At 67.2% G+C, this 16,153-nt stretch carries 14 protein-coding genes; 2 read left to right on the plus strand and 12 right to left on the minus strand.

Annotated elements, in window-relative coordinates:
* Positions 1–59: 59 nt before the first annotated feature.
* Entirely contained in the window at positions 60–1,355 is a 1,296-nt protein-coding gene (locus AC5P6S_RS14540) for an acetyl-CoA C-acetyltransferase (protein WP_012478738.1), read from the minus strand.
* 93 nt (positions 1,356–1,448) lie between these two features.
* Between AC5P6S_RS14540 and AC5P6S_RS14545 the strand changes: the two genes are divergently transcribed.
* Positions 1,449–2,336: a hypothetical protein gene (locus AC5P6S_RS14545; protein ID WP_005407588.1), complete on the plus strand. Its 888-nt coding sequence runs from the start codon at positions 1,449–1,451 to the stop codon at positions 2,334–2,336.
* 493 nt (positions 2,337–2,829) lie between these two features.
* On the opposite strand, the gene AC5P6S_RS14550 is transcribed toward AC5P6S_RS14545, so the two are convergent.
* From AC5P6S_RS14550 to glnA, 11 genes are all read right to left on the minus strand, one after another.
* Positions 2,830–3,456 carry a superoxide dismutase family protein gene (locus AC5P6S_RS14550; RefSeq protein WP_005411864.1) on the minus strand — a complete coding sequence of 209 codons (627 nt, stop codon included), beginning with the start codon at positions 3,454–3,456 and terminating at the stop codon, positions 2,830–2,832.
* 31 nt (positions 3,457–3,487) lie between these two features.
* Positions 3,488–4,057: a superoxide dismutase family protein gene (locus AC5P6S_RS14555; protein WP_012478734.1), complete on the minus strand. Its 570-nt coding sequence runs from the start codon at positions 4,055–4,057 to the stop codon at positions 3,488–3,490.
* A gap of 93 nt (positions 4,058–4,150) precedes the next feature.
* Positions 4,151–5,599 carry a nitrogen regulation protein NR(I) gene (gene ntrC, locus AC5P6S_RS14560; protein WP_005411863.1) on the minus strand — a complete coding sequence of 483 codons (1,449 nt, stop codon included), beginning with the start codon at positions 5,597–5,599 and terminating at the stop codon, positions 4,151–4,153.
* Positions 5,592–6,653 carry a two-component system sensor histidine kinase NtrB gene (locus AC5P6S_RS14565; protein WP_049459769.1) on the minus strand — a complete coding sequence of 354 codons (1,062 nt, stop codon included), beginning with the start codon at positions 6,651–6,653 and terminating at the stop codon, positions 5,592–5,594. The genes ntrC and AC5P6S_RS14565 overlap by 8 nt, the downstream gene beginning before the upstream one ends.
* Before the next feature lie 170 nt (positions 6,654–6,823).
* A complete protein-coding gene (locus AC5P6S_RS14570; protein ID WP_495204647.1) occupies positions 6,824–8,869 on the minus strand; it encodes a TonB-dependent receptor in 2,046 nt (681 codons plus the stop codon).
* A gap of 104 nt (positions 8,870–8,973) precedes the next feature.
* Complete coding sequence (locus AC5P6S_RS14575) at positions 8,974–9,288, minus strand: hypothetical protein (RefSeq protein WP_005411860.1); 315 nt, start codon at positions 9,286–9,288, stop codon at positions 8,974–8,976.
* Positions 9,289–9,396: 108 nt separating this feature from the next.
* Positions 9,397–10,563 carry a murein transglycosylase A gene (gene mltA / locus AC5P6S_RS14580; RefSeq protein WP_495204648.1) on the minus strand — a complete coding sequence of 389 codons (1,167 nt, stop codon included), beginning with the start codon at positions 10,561–10,563 and terminating at the stop codon, positions 9,397–9,399.
* Positions 10,564–10,630: 67 nt separating this feature from the next.
* Positions 10,631–11,377, minus strand: coding sequence for an N-acetylmuramoyl-L-alanine amidase (locus AC5P6S_RS14585; protein WP_060380146.1), 747 nt, complete (start codon positions 11,375–11,377; stop codon positions 10,631–10,633).
* 223 nt (positions 11,378–11,600) lie between these two features.
* Positions 11,601–13,031, minus strand: a complete 1,431-nt coding sequence (amt, locus tag AC5P6S_RS14590; protein WP_495204649.1) for an ammonium transporter — start codon at positions 13,029–13,031, stop codon at positions 11,601–11,603.
* Between the two features lie 21 nt (positions 13,032–13,052).
* Positions 13,053–13,391: a P-II family nitrogen regulator gene (locus AC5P6S_RS14595; protein ID WP_004134334.1), complete on the minus strand. Its 339-nt coding sequence runs from the start codon at positions 13,389–13,391 to the stop codon at positions 13,053–13,055.
* Between the two features lie 323 nt (positions 13,392–13,714).
* Positions 13,715–15,124 carry a type I glutamate--ammonia ligase gene (gene glnA / locus AC5P6S_RS14600; protein ID WP_005407550.1) on the minus strand — a complete coding sequence of 470 codons (1,410 nt, stop codon included), beginning with the start codon at positions 15,122–15,124 and terminating at the stop codon, positions 13,715–13,717.
* Positions 15,125–15,347: 223 nt separating this feature from the next.
* Here glnA and AC5P6S_RS14605 point away from each other — a divergent pair, with 223 nt between their 5' ends.
* A complete protein-coding gene (locus AC5P6S_RS14605) occupies positions 15,348–16,142 on the plus strand; it encodes an undecaprenyl-diphosphate phosphatase (RefSeq protein WP_024956253.1) in 795 nt (264 codons plus the stop codon).
* Positions 16,143–16,153: the final 11 nt, after the last annotated feature.

Below are 16,153 nucleotides of genomic sequence, written 5' to 3' on the forward strand. Positions count from 1 at the left end.
CCACAGGGCGGCGTTTTCGTACCAGCGCTGCCGGCCAGCGGCCGGCACTACCGTGATGCTCAGCGTTCGACGATCGCCACCACGCCCATGCCGCCGGCGGTGCAGATCGACACCAGCGCGCGGCCACCGCCGCGTTCGGCCAGCTGCTTGGCTGCGGTAGCAATCACACGTGCACCGGTGGCGGCGAACGGGTGGCCGGTGGCCAGCGACGAGCCCAGCAGGTTGATCTTGTCCGGGTCGATGCGGCCCATCGGTGCATCCAGGCCCAGGCGGTTGCGGCAGTAATCCTCGCTCTCCCACGCACGCAGGGTGCACAGCACCTGTGCAGCGAAGGCCTCGTGGATCTCGTAGATGTCGAAGTCCTGCAGGGTCAGGCCGTTGCGCTTGAGCATCTCCGGCACGGCCACGGTCGGTGCCATCAGCAGGCCTTCGCCATGCACGAAGTCCACCGCAGAGACGTGCGCATCGCGCAGGTACGCCTGCGGCTCATGGCCGTGCGCACGCGCCCACTCTTCACTGGCCAGCAGCACCGCGGCGGCGCCATCGGTCAGCGGCGTGGAGTTGGCGGCGGTCAGGGTGCCACGGCCGGAGACCTTGTCGAAGGCCGGCTTCAGCGTGGCCAGCTTTTCCAGCGAGGTATCCGGACGCAGGATGTTGTCGCGCTCGACGCCACGGAACGGTGCGATCAGATCGTTGAAGAAACCGCGCTCATAGGCAGCGGCCAGCTTCTTGTGCGAGGACACCGCCCACTCGTCCTGCGAGTCGCGCGAGATGTTCCATTCCTTGGCCATGTCCTCGCAGTGGTCGCCCATGCTCTTGCCGGTGCGCGGCTCGGCCACGCCCGGGAACTCGGGCTTGAGCTCGGAGAACTTGAAGCCGGAAGTGAGCGCGCGGATCTTGTCGCCAGTGCTCTTGGCGCGGTTGGCGGCCAGCAGGCGCGCGCGCAGCTTCTTGCCGTAGACGATCGGCACGTCGGAGGTGGTGTCCGAACCGCCGCCGATGCCCGATTCAATCTGGCCCAGCGCGATCTTGTTGGCGACAGTGATGATGCTGTCCAGCGAGGTGCCACAGGCGCGCTGCAGGGTGATGCCCGGGGTCAGCGGCGACAGGCCGGACGACAGCGTGGCTTCACGGCCCAGGTTCCAGTCGCTGGAGTGCTTGATCACCGCACCCATCGCCACTTCACCCAGCTGCTGGCCGTGCAGGCCGAACCGTTCGACCAGCGCGCCCAGCGTACGGACCGACATGCCGAGGTTGCCGACATCCGAATACGCGGTGTTCTGGCGGCAGAACGGAATGCGGACGCCACCGAGGATGGCGACGGGACGAGCGTTGGGCATGGAGATACCTGGCATGGATGAGGGTGTCTGCAACATGGCCTGCACGGCGGAGCAGGCATAATGGAGCCAAGTGTAGCTGCCGCCCTGTGATGGGCCAACCGTGGAACCATGAGCAAACCCGACCCCGCGATGAATGCCCTTGGCGTGCTGGCCCTGGAACTGGCCGGCGGTGAAATCCCCCGCCAGGCGGTACTCAGCGCCGAACAGGCCGGTGAACTGGCCGATCGCGTCGGCCGCGACCTGTCCAAGCTGGTGCCGCAGGTGGCCGAGCTGGACCTGGTGTTCGCCGCCGCCCATTTCGACCCGGCCGAAGTGCTGCGCCCGGGCTGGCCGATCCACCGCCGCCTGGAAGAACTGCAGATGCGTGCCCCGGGCCGCAACCAGGGCCCGCGCCTGCTGGCCTTTGGTACCGACGCCCAGGGCGACGTGCCGCTACCGTTCCAGGCCGACGCCAGCCTGGTGGGCGGCGGCCTGCGCGTGGTGCCGTTCCTGCTGACCGGCAGCGACGTGGCGACGACCAATGCGGTGGCCGAGGCGCTGGAAGACACGCTGCTGGCCAACGGCATGGCCCATGCCGACACCGCGTTGATGGCGCAGAACACCTTCGGTGCCCGCATCGAGCACGCGCGCTATTTCACTGTGAATGATCTGGCCGCGATGATGTCGATGCAGTACGACAACCAGGGCCTGGCTGCGCTGTGGCCGCTGATCGAGACCGCGATCATGGCCCCCGGTGAAGACGAATGGCTCAACGCCGCGCCCGAGCCGCTGCTGCGTTACACGCATGGCGAAGCACGCATGGCGCTGTTCGATCCGGCCGGCTGGTGCGCGCACTACGATCACGGCAAGAACGATTGCGACCGCCTGAAGGGCATCTACGAGCAGTTCCTGATGCGCCAGCGGCAGATGGCCGCGGTGCTGGAAGCGCATGGCGTGCCGGTACTGTTCGTGCACTGCGAGGCCGGCCAGGACGCGCGCGAGCTGCTGGCGCGCTGAAGGCGGGTAGTGCCGGCCGCTGGCCGGCAACATCCGGATCTACGATTGCCGGCCAGCGGCCGGCACTACCGATCAGGAAAAACGCCGGCTTGCGCCGGCGTTTTCCGTTTCAGCAGAAATAGCCGCAGTGCTGTTCGTGCACTGCGAGGCCGGCCAGGACGCGCGCGAACTGCTGGCGCGCTGAAGACGGGTAGTGCCGGCCGCTGGCCGGCAACCTCCGCATTTGCGATTGCCGGCCAGCGGCCGGCACTACCGATCAGGAAAAGCGCCGGCTTGCGCCGGCGTTTTCCGTTTCAGCAGAAATGGCCGCAGTGCTGTTCGTGCACTGCGAGGCCGGGCAGGACGCGCGCGAACTGCTGGCGCGCTGAAGACGGGTAGTGCCGGCCGCTGGCCGGCAACATCCGGATCCGCGATTGCCGGCCAGCGGCCGGCACTACCGATCATGAGAAACGCCGGCTTGCGCCGGCGTTTTCCATTTCCAGCAAAAGCGCGCTTACGGCGCCTTCTGGATCACCGCACACGCCAGGCGCGCGCCGGCGTTGCCGGTCGGCTGGGTCTTGTAGTCATCCGCATCGGCGTGGACGATCAGGCCACGGCCGATGATGTCGAAGTCATCACCCTTGCCGATGTTGACGTTGCTCGACACCGGGCCGTCGATGGTGGCCACGCCCTTGTCGTCGGCCTTGATGTTGGGCATGTCGCCGCCGTGGTGCGGATCGGTGGCGACATTGCCGTGATCCTGCTTGCCCGGGTTGAAGTGGCCACCGGCACTCATGCCGTCCGGGGCGCTGCAGTCGCCCTTCTCGTGAATGTGGAAGCCGTGCTCGCTGCCCGGCTTCAGGCCGCTGATCTGGCCGGTCACGTGGACCTTGCCATCGACCACCTTGAAGGTGACGCTGCCCTTGGTCTCGTTGCCCTGGGTCGGTGCCAGCTCGGCGCTGGCCGTAGCATCGGCAGCCGGTGCAGCCGCCGGGGCCGGCGTTGCAGCCGGTTCGGTGGTAGCACCGTCGGCCGGCGCGGCCGGCGGGGTTTCAGCCTGCGGCGCGGCCGGCTGCTGGTTGCAGGCCGCCAGGCCCAGCGCAGCAATGGCTGCGAACAGCGAAGTGTGGATCAAGCGCATGGAATCTCTCCCTGGATGATGCCTGCAGTGATCAGCGGACAACCCGGATCACGCCACAGGCGATGCGGACGCCGGCATTGCCGGCGGGCTGGCTGCGATAGTCGTCGGCGTTGGCATGCACGACCAGTGCACGTCCGGCGATATCGGTGGCGGCGCCTCCGCCAAGGGTAACGCCCTTGAGGTGGATATCGACGTTGGCGCGGCCCTGGGCGTCGGCACGCAGATTGTCCATGTCGCCCAGGTGGTGCTTGCCGGTGCCGGCGCGGCCATGCGCAGCGCCACCGGGATTGAAGTGATTGCCGGCACTGCTGGCATCCACCGCACTGCAGTCGCCGCGCTCGTGGATGTGGAAGCCGGCCTGCTGCATCGGCTGCAGGCCACCGATCAGGCCGGTGATGTGGATACCGCCGGGCTCCACCATCAGTGCGATGCGGCCACTGACAATGCTGGCCGAGGCCGGCGCAATATTGGCCTCGCCCTGCTTCGCTGCGCTGACCACGGTCGGCGGCGGCGGAGTAGGTTCGGTCTTTTTCGGCGCGCTGCCGCAGGCAGACAGCAGCACGGCGGCGGACAACGGCAGGATGGCAAAGGACAGACGCATCAAGGACTCCTTGCAGATGACACTAAGCGTTGCATCGTCCATGAACGATCAACAGTTCGGCAAGCGGGCGCGAGGATCGCGTGCAGGGGCCGTTCAATGGCCCCCGCGGCGGCGTCCGGCGCCCAGCTTGCGGGTAAGGGTATTGCGGCCAAGGCCGAGGCGGGCCGCGGCTTCGGCACGGCGGCCGTGGGTGATCTGCAGCGCGGCCTCCAGCAGGGCATGGTCGACCCGCTCGCGCACCTGCGCGTGCAGCCCTTCCACGCCTTCGGCCAGCTGACGGCGTGCCCATTCGGCCAGCAGCGCTTCCCACTGCCCTGGATCGGCGCTGGTGGTGCTGCTGCGACGACCGCGCGTACGGTTGAGCGCGGTATCGACGTCGGCCACGCCGATGGTGTCGGCGGCCGCCAACGCCGCCATCCGCCAGCACACGTTTTCCAGTTCGCGCACGTTGCCCGGCCAGTCGTGTTCGCGCAGCGCCTGCAGTGCGGCCGCGGTCAGGCGCTTCGGCGGCGTATCCAGCTTGCGCGCGGCGGCGGCCAGGAACGTACTGGCCAGCTGTGCGATGTCCTCGCGGCGCTCGCGCAGCGGTGGCAGCTGCAGGCGCACCACGTCGAGGCGGTGCAGCAGGTCGGCGCGGAACTTTCCTTGTGCAACCAGCCCTTCCAGGTCCTGGTGGGTGGCGGCGACCACGCGCACGTCGACACGGATCAGTTCACGGCCACCGACGCGGAAGAACTCGCCCTGCGCCAGCACGCGCAGCAGCCGGGTCTGCAACGGCAGCGGCATGTCGCCGATCTCATCCAGGAACAGTGTGCCGCCATCGGCCTGCTCGAAGCGGCCGATATGGCGGCGCTGCGCGCCGGTGAAGGCGCCGGCTTCGTGGCCGAACAACTCGCTTTCCAGCAGCTCGGACGGGATTGCAGCGGTATTGAGCGCGACGAAGGGCCCCTGCGCGCGCGGTGATTCGCGATGCAGCGCATTGGCCACCAGCTCCTTGCCGGTGCCGGTCTCGCCGGTGATCAGCACCGCCAGCGGTGCCTGCGCCAGGCGACCGATGGCGCGGAACAGCGCGCGCATCGGCGGGGTATCGCCCACCAGTTGCGGCGGTTGGTCGCTATGCGCTTCGGCCGCAGGTGTGGCCGCTGCCAATGCCGGTGCGACGGCCGGCAGCACCCGTTGCGCCAGTGCCACCGCATCGTCCAGATCGAACGGCTTGGACAGGAATTCATGCGCACCACCGCGGAACGCGCCGGCCGTGCTGGCTACATCGGTATAGGCCGACATCACCACCACCGGCAGCTGCGGCAGCGCGGCCTTGAGCTTGTCCAGCAGCACCAGGCCATCGTCGCCGGGCATGCGCACATCGGTGAACAGCAGCGCCGGTGGCGGGCCTTCGCTCAACGCCTGCAGGGCGGGTGCGGCGCTGTCGAAATCGAGGACCTGGTAGCCCGCCTCGCGCAGCGCGGTGCACAGCACGAAGCGCACGGCCCGATCGTCATCGACCACCCAGATGCGCTGCGGGGACGAAGAAGACTCAGACATCGCGCGGGGCCTCCTCGGCCGGGGCGGCGCCGCTGACGATCGGCAGCAGCAGAGTGAACACGGTATGGCCCGGGCGCGAGCGGTAGGTCAGCGTGCCGCGATGCTCGCGCGCCACCTGCTGGGCCAGCGCCAGGCCCAGGCCAGTGCCTTCGGCACGGCCACTGACCAAGGGCAGGAACAGGTGTTCAGCCAGTTCCTCCGGCACGCCACGGCCGTCGTCGGCGATTTCCAGGCGCAACGCCAGCGTGTGCAGCTGCTCGGCGATGCGCACGCCATGCTCCACGCGGGTACGCAGGGTGATGTTGCCGGCGCCGGCCTGGATCGCGTTGCGCACCAGGTTCCAGACCGCCTGGGTGAGGCGGTCGGCGTCACCATGGAATTCGGGGATGCTGGGGTCGTAGTCACGCTGCAGGCGCACCGCCCAGCCGGCTTCGCTCTCGGCCAGGCGCAGCACGCGTTCCAGCGCGGCATGGATGTTCAGTTCGGCATGCGGCGCGGCCGGGGCCGGCGACAGCAGCTGGTCGAGCAGGCCGTTGAGGCGCTCGATCTCCGAACCGATCAGTTCGATCAGCTCACGTTCGCTGGCGTCGCGCTGCGCCGCACGCCGGGCAAGCAGCTGGGCCGCGCCCTTCAGCCCGGCCAGCGGGTTGCGCAGCTCGTGGGCCAGGCCCTTCAGCGCCGCACTGAGCGCGCTGGGCAGCGCCTGGGTGGGATCGAGTCCTGGGAACTCATCAACCGGATGCGCCTCCAGCAGCCAGCCGCCATCGTCGCGGCGGCTCATCCAGCCCTCGGCGAAGCGCGGCGCCTCGCCGGGCACCGCCAGCGCCAGCCGGTTCAGGCGCAGGCTGTCGCGCTCGTCGCGGGCCAGGAAATGGGCCAACGCCTCGCCCTGCACTTCCAGGGCGGCCAATGGCCGACCCAGCAGGCGCCGGACGCTGACACCCAGCCAGCGGGCGAAGGCCGGATTGCAGCCGGCAATGCAGCCATCGGCCCCGGCCCAGGCCAGCGGCGTGCCCAGGGCATCGAGGGACGGCGGGGGAGAGGGGTCGGACATTGCACCAATGTAGTGCAAAACGCTGGTGTGGGGTCAGAGCCCTTTCCGCGCGGAAAGGGATCTGACCCCTTGCGCTGCGGGGTCCGGGGTCGGATCCCTTTCCGTGAGGAAAGGGCTCTGACCCCTGCCGCAGGTCGAGCAAGCTCGACCACTACCAGATGCGTGGCCGGTTACAGCTTCATGTTCAGGCCGACGAACACGCTGCGGCCCGGGGCCGGCGAGAACATCGGGCGGGCGCTGTCCCAGAAGAAGCTGTCGTACCAGACGTAGGCGTACTGGCGGCCGGTGACGTTCTTCAGCTGCAGGTCCACGCTGAAACGCGGGGTGAGCTGATAGGCAGCACTGAGGTCGAGCACGGCGAAGCCACCGAACTTGCCGGCCACGTTGCGTTCTTCCAGATAGTAATCGCCCTGTGCACGCGCCTGCAGGCCCAGCCGCAGCGCATCAGCGGCGCGGTAATCCACACCCAGATTGCTGATATGGCGCGGGGTGGCAGCCACTTTGCGGCCCTGCAGGGAAATGCCGGCATCGCGGTCGTCGCGGGTGATCTTCGCTTCCTGGTAGGCGTGCGAGGCCCAGACCGTCCAGTCGTCGCCCAGTTGCAGGCTCAGCTGCGCATCCACCCCGCGTCGGCGGGTCTTGCCCAAGGTGACCGTGGTGCCGGTGGCCGGCATGTTGGATACCTCGTTTTCCGCGTCCTGCTGCCACACCGCCAGGCGCGCCTGGGCGCCATGGAACGGCTGGAACTTCAGGCCCAGCTCCATGCCGGTATTGGTGGACGGCTGCAGCGGCGCCTGCCCCGGGGTGAGATAGGCCGGTGCGGTGGAGCCGGTCAGCACCTGGAAGGTGCGGCCCCAGTTGGCATAGACGTGGGTGGTCTGGCCCAGGCTGTGGATGACGCTCAGCTTGGGCTGACCGATGGTGCCGTAGTCCTGCAGGCGTCCGCGGACGCCGTTCATCAGGTGCGTGCTGCCACTGAAGCGATCGATACGATAGGCCGGCACGATCTTCCACGCCTCGGCGGGCCGGTAGATGGCCTGCACGTAGGCGCCCCAGTTGTCGAAGCTGTGGCGGTCGTCGTTCTGCACGCGCGCCGGCGGCTGGCTGTAATCGGTCGGTTCGGCGTAGGCGTAGCGCTCGCGGATATAGCCGTTGTCCTGCTGCTCGTAGTTCAAGCCGCCTTCGACGGTAAGCGCGGGGCTGGCCTGCCAGGTCAGCGTGCTGAACAGGCCAGTCTGGCGCTCATCCCACACGCGGCGCTGACGCGGCAGGTTGCCGGTGGGCAGGTCGCTGAAGGTCACGCGGCGGTCGTCTTCATAGCGGTTGTAGTAGAGCCGCGTGCCGAAGGTGAGTGCGTCGGACAGCTTCAGGTCGACGTGCGCGGCGATCTGCCGCATGTCGCGGTCATCGCCATCATTGCCGTTGCGCAGCTCGCTGCCACGGCGGTGCGTGCGCAGTTCCCCGGCGGTCATGAAGCCGGGTTCGTCGGCCTCATGGTGATAGGCGCGCGCGGTCAGGCCCACGCGCAGCCCTTCGTCCAGCGTGCCGAAGAACCACTTGCCGCCCAGCGAGTACTTCCTGGAGGTGTCGTGGTCGCGATAACCATCGCTGGCCTGGGTGCCGACGAAATAGTTCTGCGCGAAGCCATTGGCTTCGCGGCCAACCGCCAGCTGTGCATCACGGGTGTTGTAGCTGCCGTAGGCCAGGCGCGCATCGGTGTAGCTGCCGCCTTGGCGCGTACCGAAGTTCACGTTGCCACCGATGTTGTGCAGCCCATAGCGCGGGTCGTTGGTCCCGCGCACCACTTCGATGTAGCTGATGTCCAGCGGGAACAGCATGTCGATGAAGCGCTGGTTGCCGCTGTTGACGTTGCTGGGGATGCCGTCGATGAGGGTCTTGATGGCGTTGAGGTAGCCCTCGCCGTTGAAGGCGCGGAAGCTGACCTTGCCCGATTCGGCACCCTGCCGGGTTTCGGTGAGCTGGATGCCGGGCATCTGCCCAAGCAGTTCCCAGCTTTGCGAAACGTTGCGGTTTTCGATCTGGTCTGCACCCAGCACGTCCACCGAGGTCAGCACCTGGTGCGCACTGAGCTGGCCTTCGCCGTGCTGGTGCACCTGCACCTTGCCGAGGGTGAGCGCGGCGTCGGCCGACTGCGCGAAGGCTTCAGGGGCGAACGGTGCGGCCGCCAGGGCGGCCACAAGCGTGGAGGTCTTCATGGGAAGGAGGCAGTTGCGGTGAAATGTAATCATATAACATTTCACATGCCCGCTTCTGCAGCGTCGAGCAAGGCTCGGCGCTACAAGGGCGGATGCCGGGGGGATTACACCGGGTAACCGGTCGCTTCCCGTGCCTTCTTCCAGGCGGCTTCGAATTCACGCGCGGAGATTTCGTCGTCCTCGTCGAAATCCAGGAACGACACCGGCTGGTCGGCCAGCAGGAAACGGTCATCGCTGTGGGCGTGCTCGTCGGCCCAGACCATCTTGGTGCCGTAGATTTCCACCTGCCGCACGATCTTGTCGCCGCGCGCTTCCATCAGCACGTTGCCCTTGCCCAGGCCCGATTCGGCCCAGTGCTTGTAGTACTTCTTTGCGGCGGATTTCGCGCCGGGTTTTGCGTTGTGCTTTGCGTAGGTCATTGCAGGGGTCCTGGCCGCAGGCGCGGCCGGAAAGTTCGGAATGGCGCCATTATCAGGCATCCGGGGCCAGAGCCCTTTCCTTTGGAGAGGGATCCGCCCCCTGCTGGTTCAGTTCGGCAGGGGCACGCCCTTCGGCCACAGCATCCAGATGTTGCCCTTCTGCTTCATGTCGCCGGCCAGCTTGCCGGCGGCATCGCCACTGCCCCAGTACAGGTCGGCGCGCACCTCGCCGGCGATGGCGCCGCCGGTGTCCTGCGCAGCCACCGGGCGTACCACGGGCGTGCCATCGGGGCGCGTGGTCGACAGCCACAGCAGGCTGCCCAGTGGCACCACGGTACGGTCCACCGCCACGCTGTAGCCCGCGGTGAGCGGCACGTTCAGTGAACCGCGGGGGCCTTCCGGGCTGTCCGGATTGCGCACGAAGAACACGTAGCTGGGATTGCTGCGCAGCAGTTCCGGCACGCGCGCGGGATTGGCCCGGGCCCAGGCGCGGATCGCGTCCATGGTGACGTCTTCCTTCTTCAGCTGGCCCTGGTCCACCAGCCAACGGCCGATCGCGCGGTAGGGGTGGCCGTTCTGTTCCGCATAGGCCAGCCGCACCTGCTTGCCATCGGCCAGGCGCACGCGGCCGGAGCCCTGGATCTGCAGCAGCTGCAGGTCCATCGGATCGGTCAGCCAGGCCAGCACCGGCGCCTTGGCGCCCTTGGCCGCGATGGTACCGGCGTCGTCATAGGGCTTGAGCACCTTGCCTTCGACGCGCCCACGCAGGCGCTTGCCCTTCAGTTCCGGGTAGAGGCTGTCCAGCTGCACCACCACCAGATCATCCGGCGTGCCGTAGACCGGCACCGTCGCCTTGTCGGTGCGGGTCAGGCTGCCGGGGTAGATCGGCTCGTAGTAGCCGGTGATCAATCCGTCGGCCTGATGGCCACCGGCACGCAGCGCATAGGCATCGAGGTCGCGCTGCAGGAACTGGCGGATCGCGGCCGGGTCCTTGTCTGACACCGCTACGGCGGTGGCGCAGGGTTTGGCCCAGACCGCATCGTTCTTCAGGCGGGTGCAGCTGCTGCGCCAGGCAACGAAACCGGCCTGCAGATCGCTGTCGGAGACGGGTGGCAGCGCGCTCCATGCAGCCTTGGCATAGGTCGCTGCAGGCGGCATGGTGGGCGTGGGCGCTTCAGACCCGGTGCGGGGGGCGGTGGTGGCGCAACCGGCGAGCACGGCCGCTGCCAGCAGGATGCAGTGCCTGCGCTTGACGAAGGTGGCGGAATCGATCATGCCGCCATGGTGGAGGGCGGGCCGCTGGGCGGCAACCCGGCGCGGGGTCAAGCGTTCATGCGCGGGGTCACGGCGTCTGCAGCAGCAGCGAGTACAGGATGCGCGCGTCTTCGGCATCCAGCGTCTTCGGCAGGTCGTCGCGGCCACGGAAACGGCGGTGGAAGGCGGCGACGGTGGCCTCGCGGTTGTCCAGCGGATAGCCAAAGCGGGCCAGCGCATTCCACGCGTCGAAACCCTCTGGCGCAGCACCGTCGGCCGCGCGCGGCCACACGCCAAAGCCGGCCTCGGCCAGCTGCTGCCAGGGGAAGAAGCGGCTCGGATCCTGCTTGCGCGTCGGCGCCAGGTCGGCGTGGCCGATCACCTGGCGCGGCGGGATGTTCAGGCGCGAGGTGAGGTCGCGCAGCAGCACGATCAGCGATTCGATCTGCGCCGCACTGAACGGGCTGCGGCCATCGTTGTCGAGCTCGATGCCGATCGAGGCCGAATTGAGATCGGTGATGGTGCCCCAGCGCCCGGCGCCGGCGTGCCAGGCACGGCGCTCATCGGCGACCAGCTGGTAACGATGGCCGTCGGCACCGACCAGGTAATGTGCACTGACCGGTCCACCGCTGTTGGCCGTGCGCAGCGTATGCAGGCTCTGCTGCACCGACTTCTGCTCGGTGTGGTGGATGACGATGATGACAGGCGTGCGCGCGTTCTGGTTGGGTGATGGCACCCAGGTGGCGAGCGGGTTGCGGGTTTCCTGCGGCGCGGAGGCACAGGCAGCCAGCAGCAGGCAGGCCGAGAGCATCAGGACAGTGCGGATCGGGTGCATGGCCTGATTGTGCGCGATCAGGCGCGATGATGCATGTCACAAGGAAGATTCGGTAGGTCCACGCCAGGCGTGGATGCGCCACTCCGGCTGTGCCACCAACGGTCGGCACCCACCAGAGCAGACCCCGTGCCAAGCAAGCTTGGTACCTACCAGAACGAGGACAGTGGAAGTGCCGACCAACGGTCGGCACCCACAACATCAATGCAATAGCTCTGCCGCTACTTCAGGCCTCGTAGGCAGTTTCGCCGTGCGAAGTCACATCCAAGCCGGTGCGTTCGGCCTCTTCGGTCACGCGCAGGCCGACCACGACCTTGACCACCAGCAAGATGACCGCGGTCACCACCGCCGACCACACCACGGTGAGGCCGACGCTGACCACCTGCACCCACACCTGGTGGGCGATATCCAGACCGGCCTTGGTACCACCCAGCGACTGTGCACTGAACACACCGGTGAGAATCGCGCCGACGATGCCGCCGACACCATGCACACCGAACACGTCGGCAGTGTCGTCCACCTTCAGCAGGCGCTTGAGGCCGGTCACGCCCCAGACGCAGACCACGCCGGCGACGAAGCCGATGATGATCGCGCCGAGTGGGCCGACCGTGCCACATGCCGGGGTGATGCCGACCAGGCCGGCCACCGCACCCGAAGCAGCGCCCAGTGCCGATGGCTTGCCCTTGCTGATTGCTTCCACCAGCGTCCAGCCGAGCACGGCGGCGGCGGTGGCCAGCACGGTGTTGAGGAAGGCCAGCGAGGCCACGGTATCGGCTGCGGCAGCGGAACCGGCATTGAAGCCGAACCAGCCCACCCACAGCAGCATCGCGCCGATGTAGGTGAACGGCACGTTGTGCGGCTTCAGCGCGGTCTGGCCGTAGCCCAGGCGCTTGCCGACAAACCAGGCAGCCACCAGGCCAGCAACGCCCGCATTGATGTGGACCACGGTGCCGCCGGCGAAATCGATCGCGCCCAGCTCACCCAGGTAGCCGCCCCCCCAGACGATGTGGGCCATCGGGATGTAGCTGAGGGTGAACCACAGCGCCGAGAACAGCAGCACCGCGCGGAACTTGATGCGCTCGGCGAAGGCACCGACGATCAGCGCGGTAGTGATACCGGCAAAGGTCGACTGGAACGCGACGAACAGATAGTCCGGCAGGCCCTTGATCGGTGTGTTGCCGACCGACTCGGGGGTGAAGCCCTTGAGGAAGGCGAACTCGGTGAACGACCCGAAGAACGGATTGCCCGCGCTGAACACCGCGCTGTAGCCGTAGGCCACCCACAGCAGCAGCACCAGCGAGAACACCACCAGGATCTGGCTGAGCACCGACAGCACGTTCTTCGAACGCACCAGGCCGCCGTAGAACAGGGCCAGGCCCGGCACGACCATCAGCAGCACCAGCAGGGTGGAGGTGAGCATCCAGGCCACGTCGCCATGATCATAGGCGGCGGCCGCTTCGGCCACGGCCGGCGCAGCGGCTGCAGCTGCAGTGTCCTGCAGCGGTTCAACGGCCACGCTTTCGCTCGGCAGTGGCGACACCTGCGCCTGGGCGTGGGCATTGCCCGGCCAGGCACCCGCGGCCAGCGCACTCAGCAGCATCAACAGCCACACGACATGGAACCGGGCTTGCCACCCGGTGAGAAGGCGCATCTTCATGGGGGAGTCTCCGGAAAGGGGTTACAGCGCGTCGGCACCGATTTCGCCGGTGCGGATGCGGATGACCTGTTCGACGGCGGTGACGAAGATCTTGCCGTCACCGATCTTGCCGGTGCCTGCCGACGATTGGATCGCTTCGATCACCGCATCGGCACGCTCGTCGGTGACTACGGTTTCGATCTTGATCTTGGGCAGGAAATCGACGACGTACTCGGCGCCGCGATACAGCTCGGTGTGGCCCTTCTGGCGGCCGAAGCCTTTCACTTCGGTCACGGTAATGCCCGACACGCCTGCGTCGGACAAGGCCTCGCGGACCTCGTCGAGCTTGAACGGCCGGATGATGGCGGAGATCAGTTTCATGCGCATGTCCCGATGGTGGATGGGGCCAGCGCGCCAGCGCGCGTTGGCATCAGGCAACCAGCGGCCATCACTGTGATGGCCGTGGCTGTTGCACCGGACACGTACAGGGCCGGGACGGCCGTGCCTCTCTCCTTGCACGACCGACGCGGGAGGGAGGGCGGCCCTGGTCGTGTATCCGGTCTCTCTCTTGCCCCTGGATCAGGGGTCAGAGCCCATTCGTAAACGAACTGGATCCGACCCCGATCTGACCGCGGCTCCCCAGCCGCGAAAACGGAAGCGATGGCGGCGGGTGGGAGGGGGAAGCCCACCGCCATCGCATCCGGTCAGCTGGCGTAGTACAGCTGGTACTCCAGCGGGTGGGTGGCCGCGCGGAACTTGGTCACTTCCTGCATCTTCAGCGCGATGTAGCCGTCGATGAAGTCATCGCTCATCACGCCACCGGCCTTCAGGAACTCGCGGTCCTTGTCCAGCGCTTCCAGCGCCTGGTCCAGCGAGGAGCAGACCTGCGGGATCAGCTTCTCTTCTTCCGGCGGCAGGTCGTACAGGTCCTTGTCGCTCGGTGCGCCCGGGTCGATCTGGTTCTTGATGCCGTCCAGGCCGGCCATCATCAGCGCGGTGAAGGTGAGGTAGCCGGACTGGATCGGGTCCGGGAAGCGCATTTCGATACGGCGCGCCTTCGGGTTGGAGACCCACGGAATGCGGCACGATGCCGAACGGTTGCGGGCCGAATAGGCCAGCATCACCGGCGCTTCGAAGCCCGGCACCAGGCGCTTGTAGCTGTTGGTGCCCGAGTTGGCGAAGGCATTGATGGCCTTGGCGTGCTTGAAGATGCCGCCGATGTACCACAGCGCCAGCTGGCTCAGGCCGCCGTAGCCGTCACCGGAGAACAGGTTGGTGCCGCCCTTGGACAGCGACTGGTGCACGTGCATGCCGCTGCCGTTGTCGCCGACGATCGGCTTGGGCATGAAGGTGACGGTCTTGCCGTTGCGGTGCGCGACGTTCTTGATCACGTACTTCATGCGCAGCAGTTCGTCGGCCTTCTGCACCAGGGTGCTGAACTTGGTGCCGATCTCGCACTGGCCGGCGGTGGCCACTTCGTGGTGCTGCACTTCCACTTCGATGCCGACCTGTTCCAGGGTCTTGCACATCTCGGCGCGCAGGTCGTGCAGGGTGTCGGTCGGCGGAACCGGGAAATAGCCACCCTTCACGCCCGGACGGTAACCGCTGTTGGCGCCGTCGTACTTGGCGCCGCTGTTCCAGGCGGCTTCTTCGGAATCGACCTTGAAGAAAGTGTTGCCCATTTCATTGGCGAAACGGACCGAGTCGAAGATGAAGAATTCCGGCTCCGGGCCGAAGAACGCGGTTTCGGCAATGCCGGAGGACTTCAGGTAGGCCTCGGCGCGCTTGGCGATGCCGCGCGGGCAACGGCCATACGGCTGCATGGTGGCCGGGTCGAGGATGTCGCAGCTGATCACGATGGTCGGATCGGCGTAGAACGGGTCGACGTAGGCGCTGGCGGTATCCGGCAGCAGCACCATGTCCGACTCGTTGATGCCCTTCCAGCCGGCGATCGAGCTGCCATCGAACATCTTGCCTTCTTCGAACAGCGACGGTTCGACGATGCTGACCGGGAAGGTCACGTGCTGCTCGACACCACGCATGTCGACAAAGCGCAGATCGACGAATTCGATCTGGTTGTCCTTGATCAGCTTCTCAACGTTTTCCACGGACATCGGTACGACCTCGGATGGGGATGAATGCCTGCTGAGGTAGAGCAACGACCGTGCCAACTTTTCAGATGCCGCAAGTCATTGATTTCATGAAGGCCGCCCCGTGCGGGTGCAGAACGCGGCGCACCAAACGAGTGCACCAACCACCAGACGCACCCGTTTGGTGCAGCGCGGATCGTCTATCCTCTCGCCCTTCTTCCTTCCGCCGCGCGTGCACGCACCGTCCATGTCCGACCTGCTCTCCGCCCTGCTGCTGGGCATCCTCGAAGGCTTGACCGAGTTCCTGCCGATCTCCAGCACCGGCCACCTGCTCATCGCCCAGCACTGGCTGGGTGCCCGTTCGGACTTCTTCAACATCGTCATCCAGGCCGGCGCCATCGTGGCCGTGGTACTGGTGTTCCGCCAGCGCCTGCTGCAGCTGGCCACCGGCTTCAACCAGCGCGGGAACCGCGAGTACGTGTTCAAGCTGGGCGCGGCGTTCCTGGTCACCGCGGTGGTCGGCCTGGTGGTACGCAAGGCCGGCTGGTCGCTGCCGGAAACGGTCAGCCCGGTGGCCTGGGCGCTGATCATCGGTGGCGTCTGGATGCTGCTGGTGGAGGCCTACACCGCGCGCCTGCCCGACCGCGACCAGGTGACCTGGACGGTGGCGATCGGCGTCGGCCTGGCGCAGGTCGTGGCCGGCGTGTTCCCCGGCACCTCGCGCTCGGCCTCGGCCATCTTCCTGGCCATGCTGCTGGGCCTGAGCCGCCGCGCGGCCGCCGCCGAGTTCGTGTTCCTGGTCGGCATTCCCACCATGTTCGCCGCCAGCGCCTACACCTTCCTGGAAATGGCCAAGGCTGGGCAGCTGGGCAGCGAGAACTGGACCGACGTGGGCGTGGCCTTCCTTGCCGCGGCCGTCACCGGCTTCGTCGTAGTGAAGTGGCTGATGGGCTACATCAAGTCGCACAGGTTCACCGCCTTCGCCATCTACCGCATCGCGCTGGGCGCGGCACTGCTGCTGTGGCTGCCTTCCGGCAGCTGAACAGCACCGGG

This window comes from Stenotrophomonas sp. YJH_SMC_119, assembly GCF_059368315.1.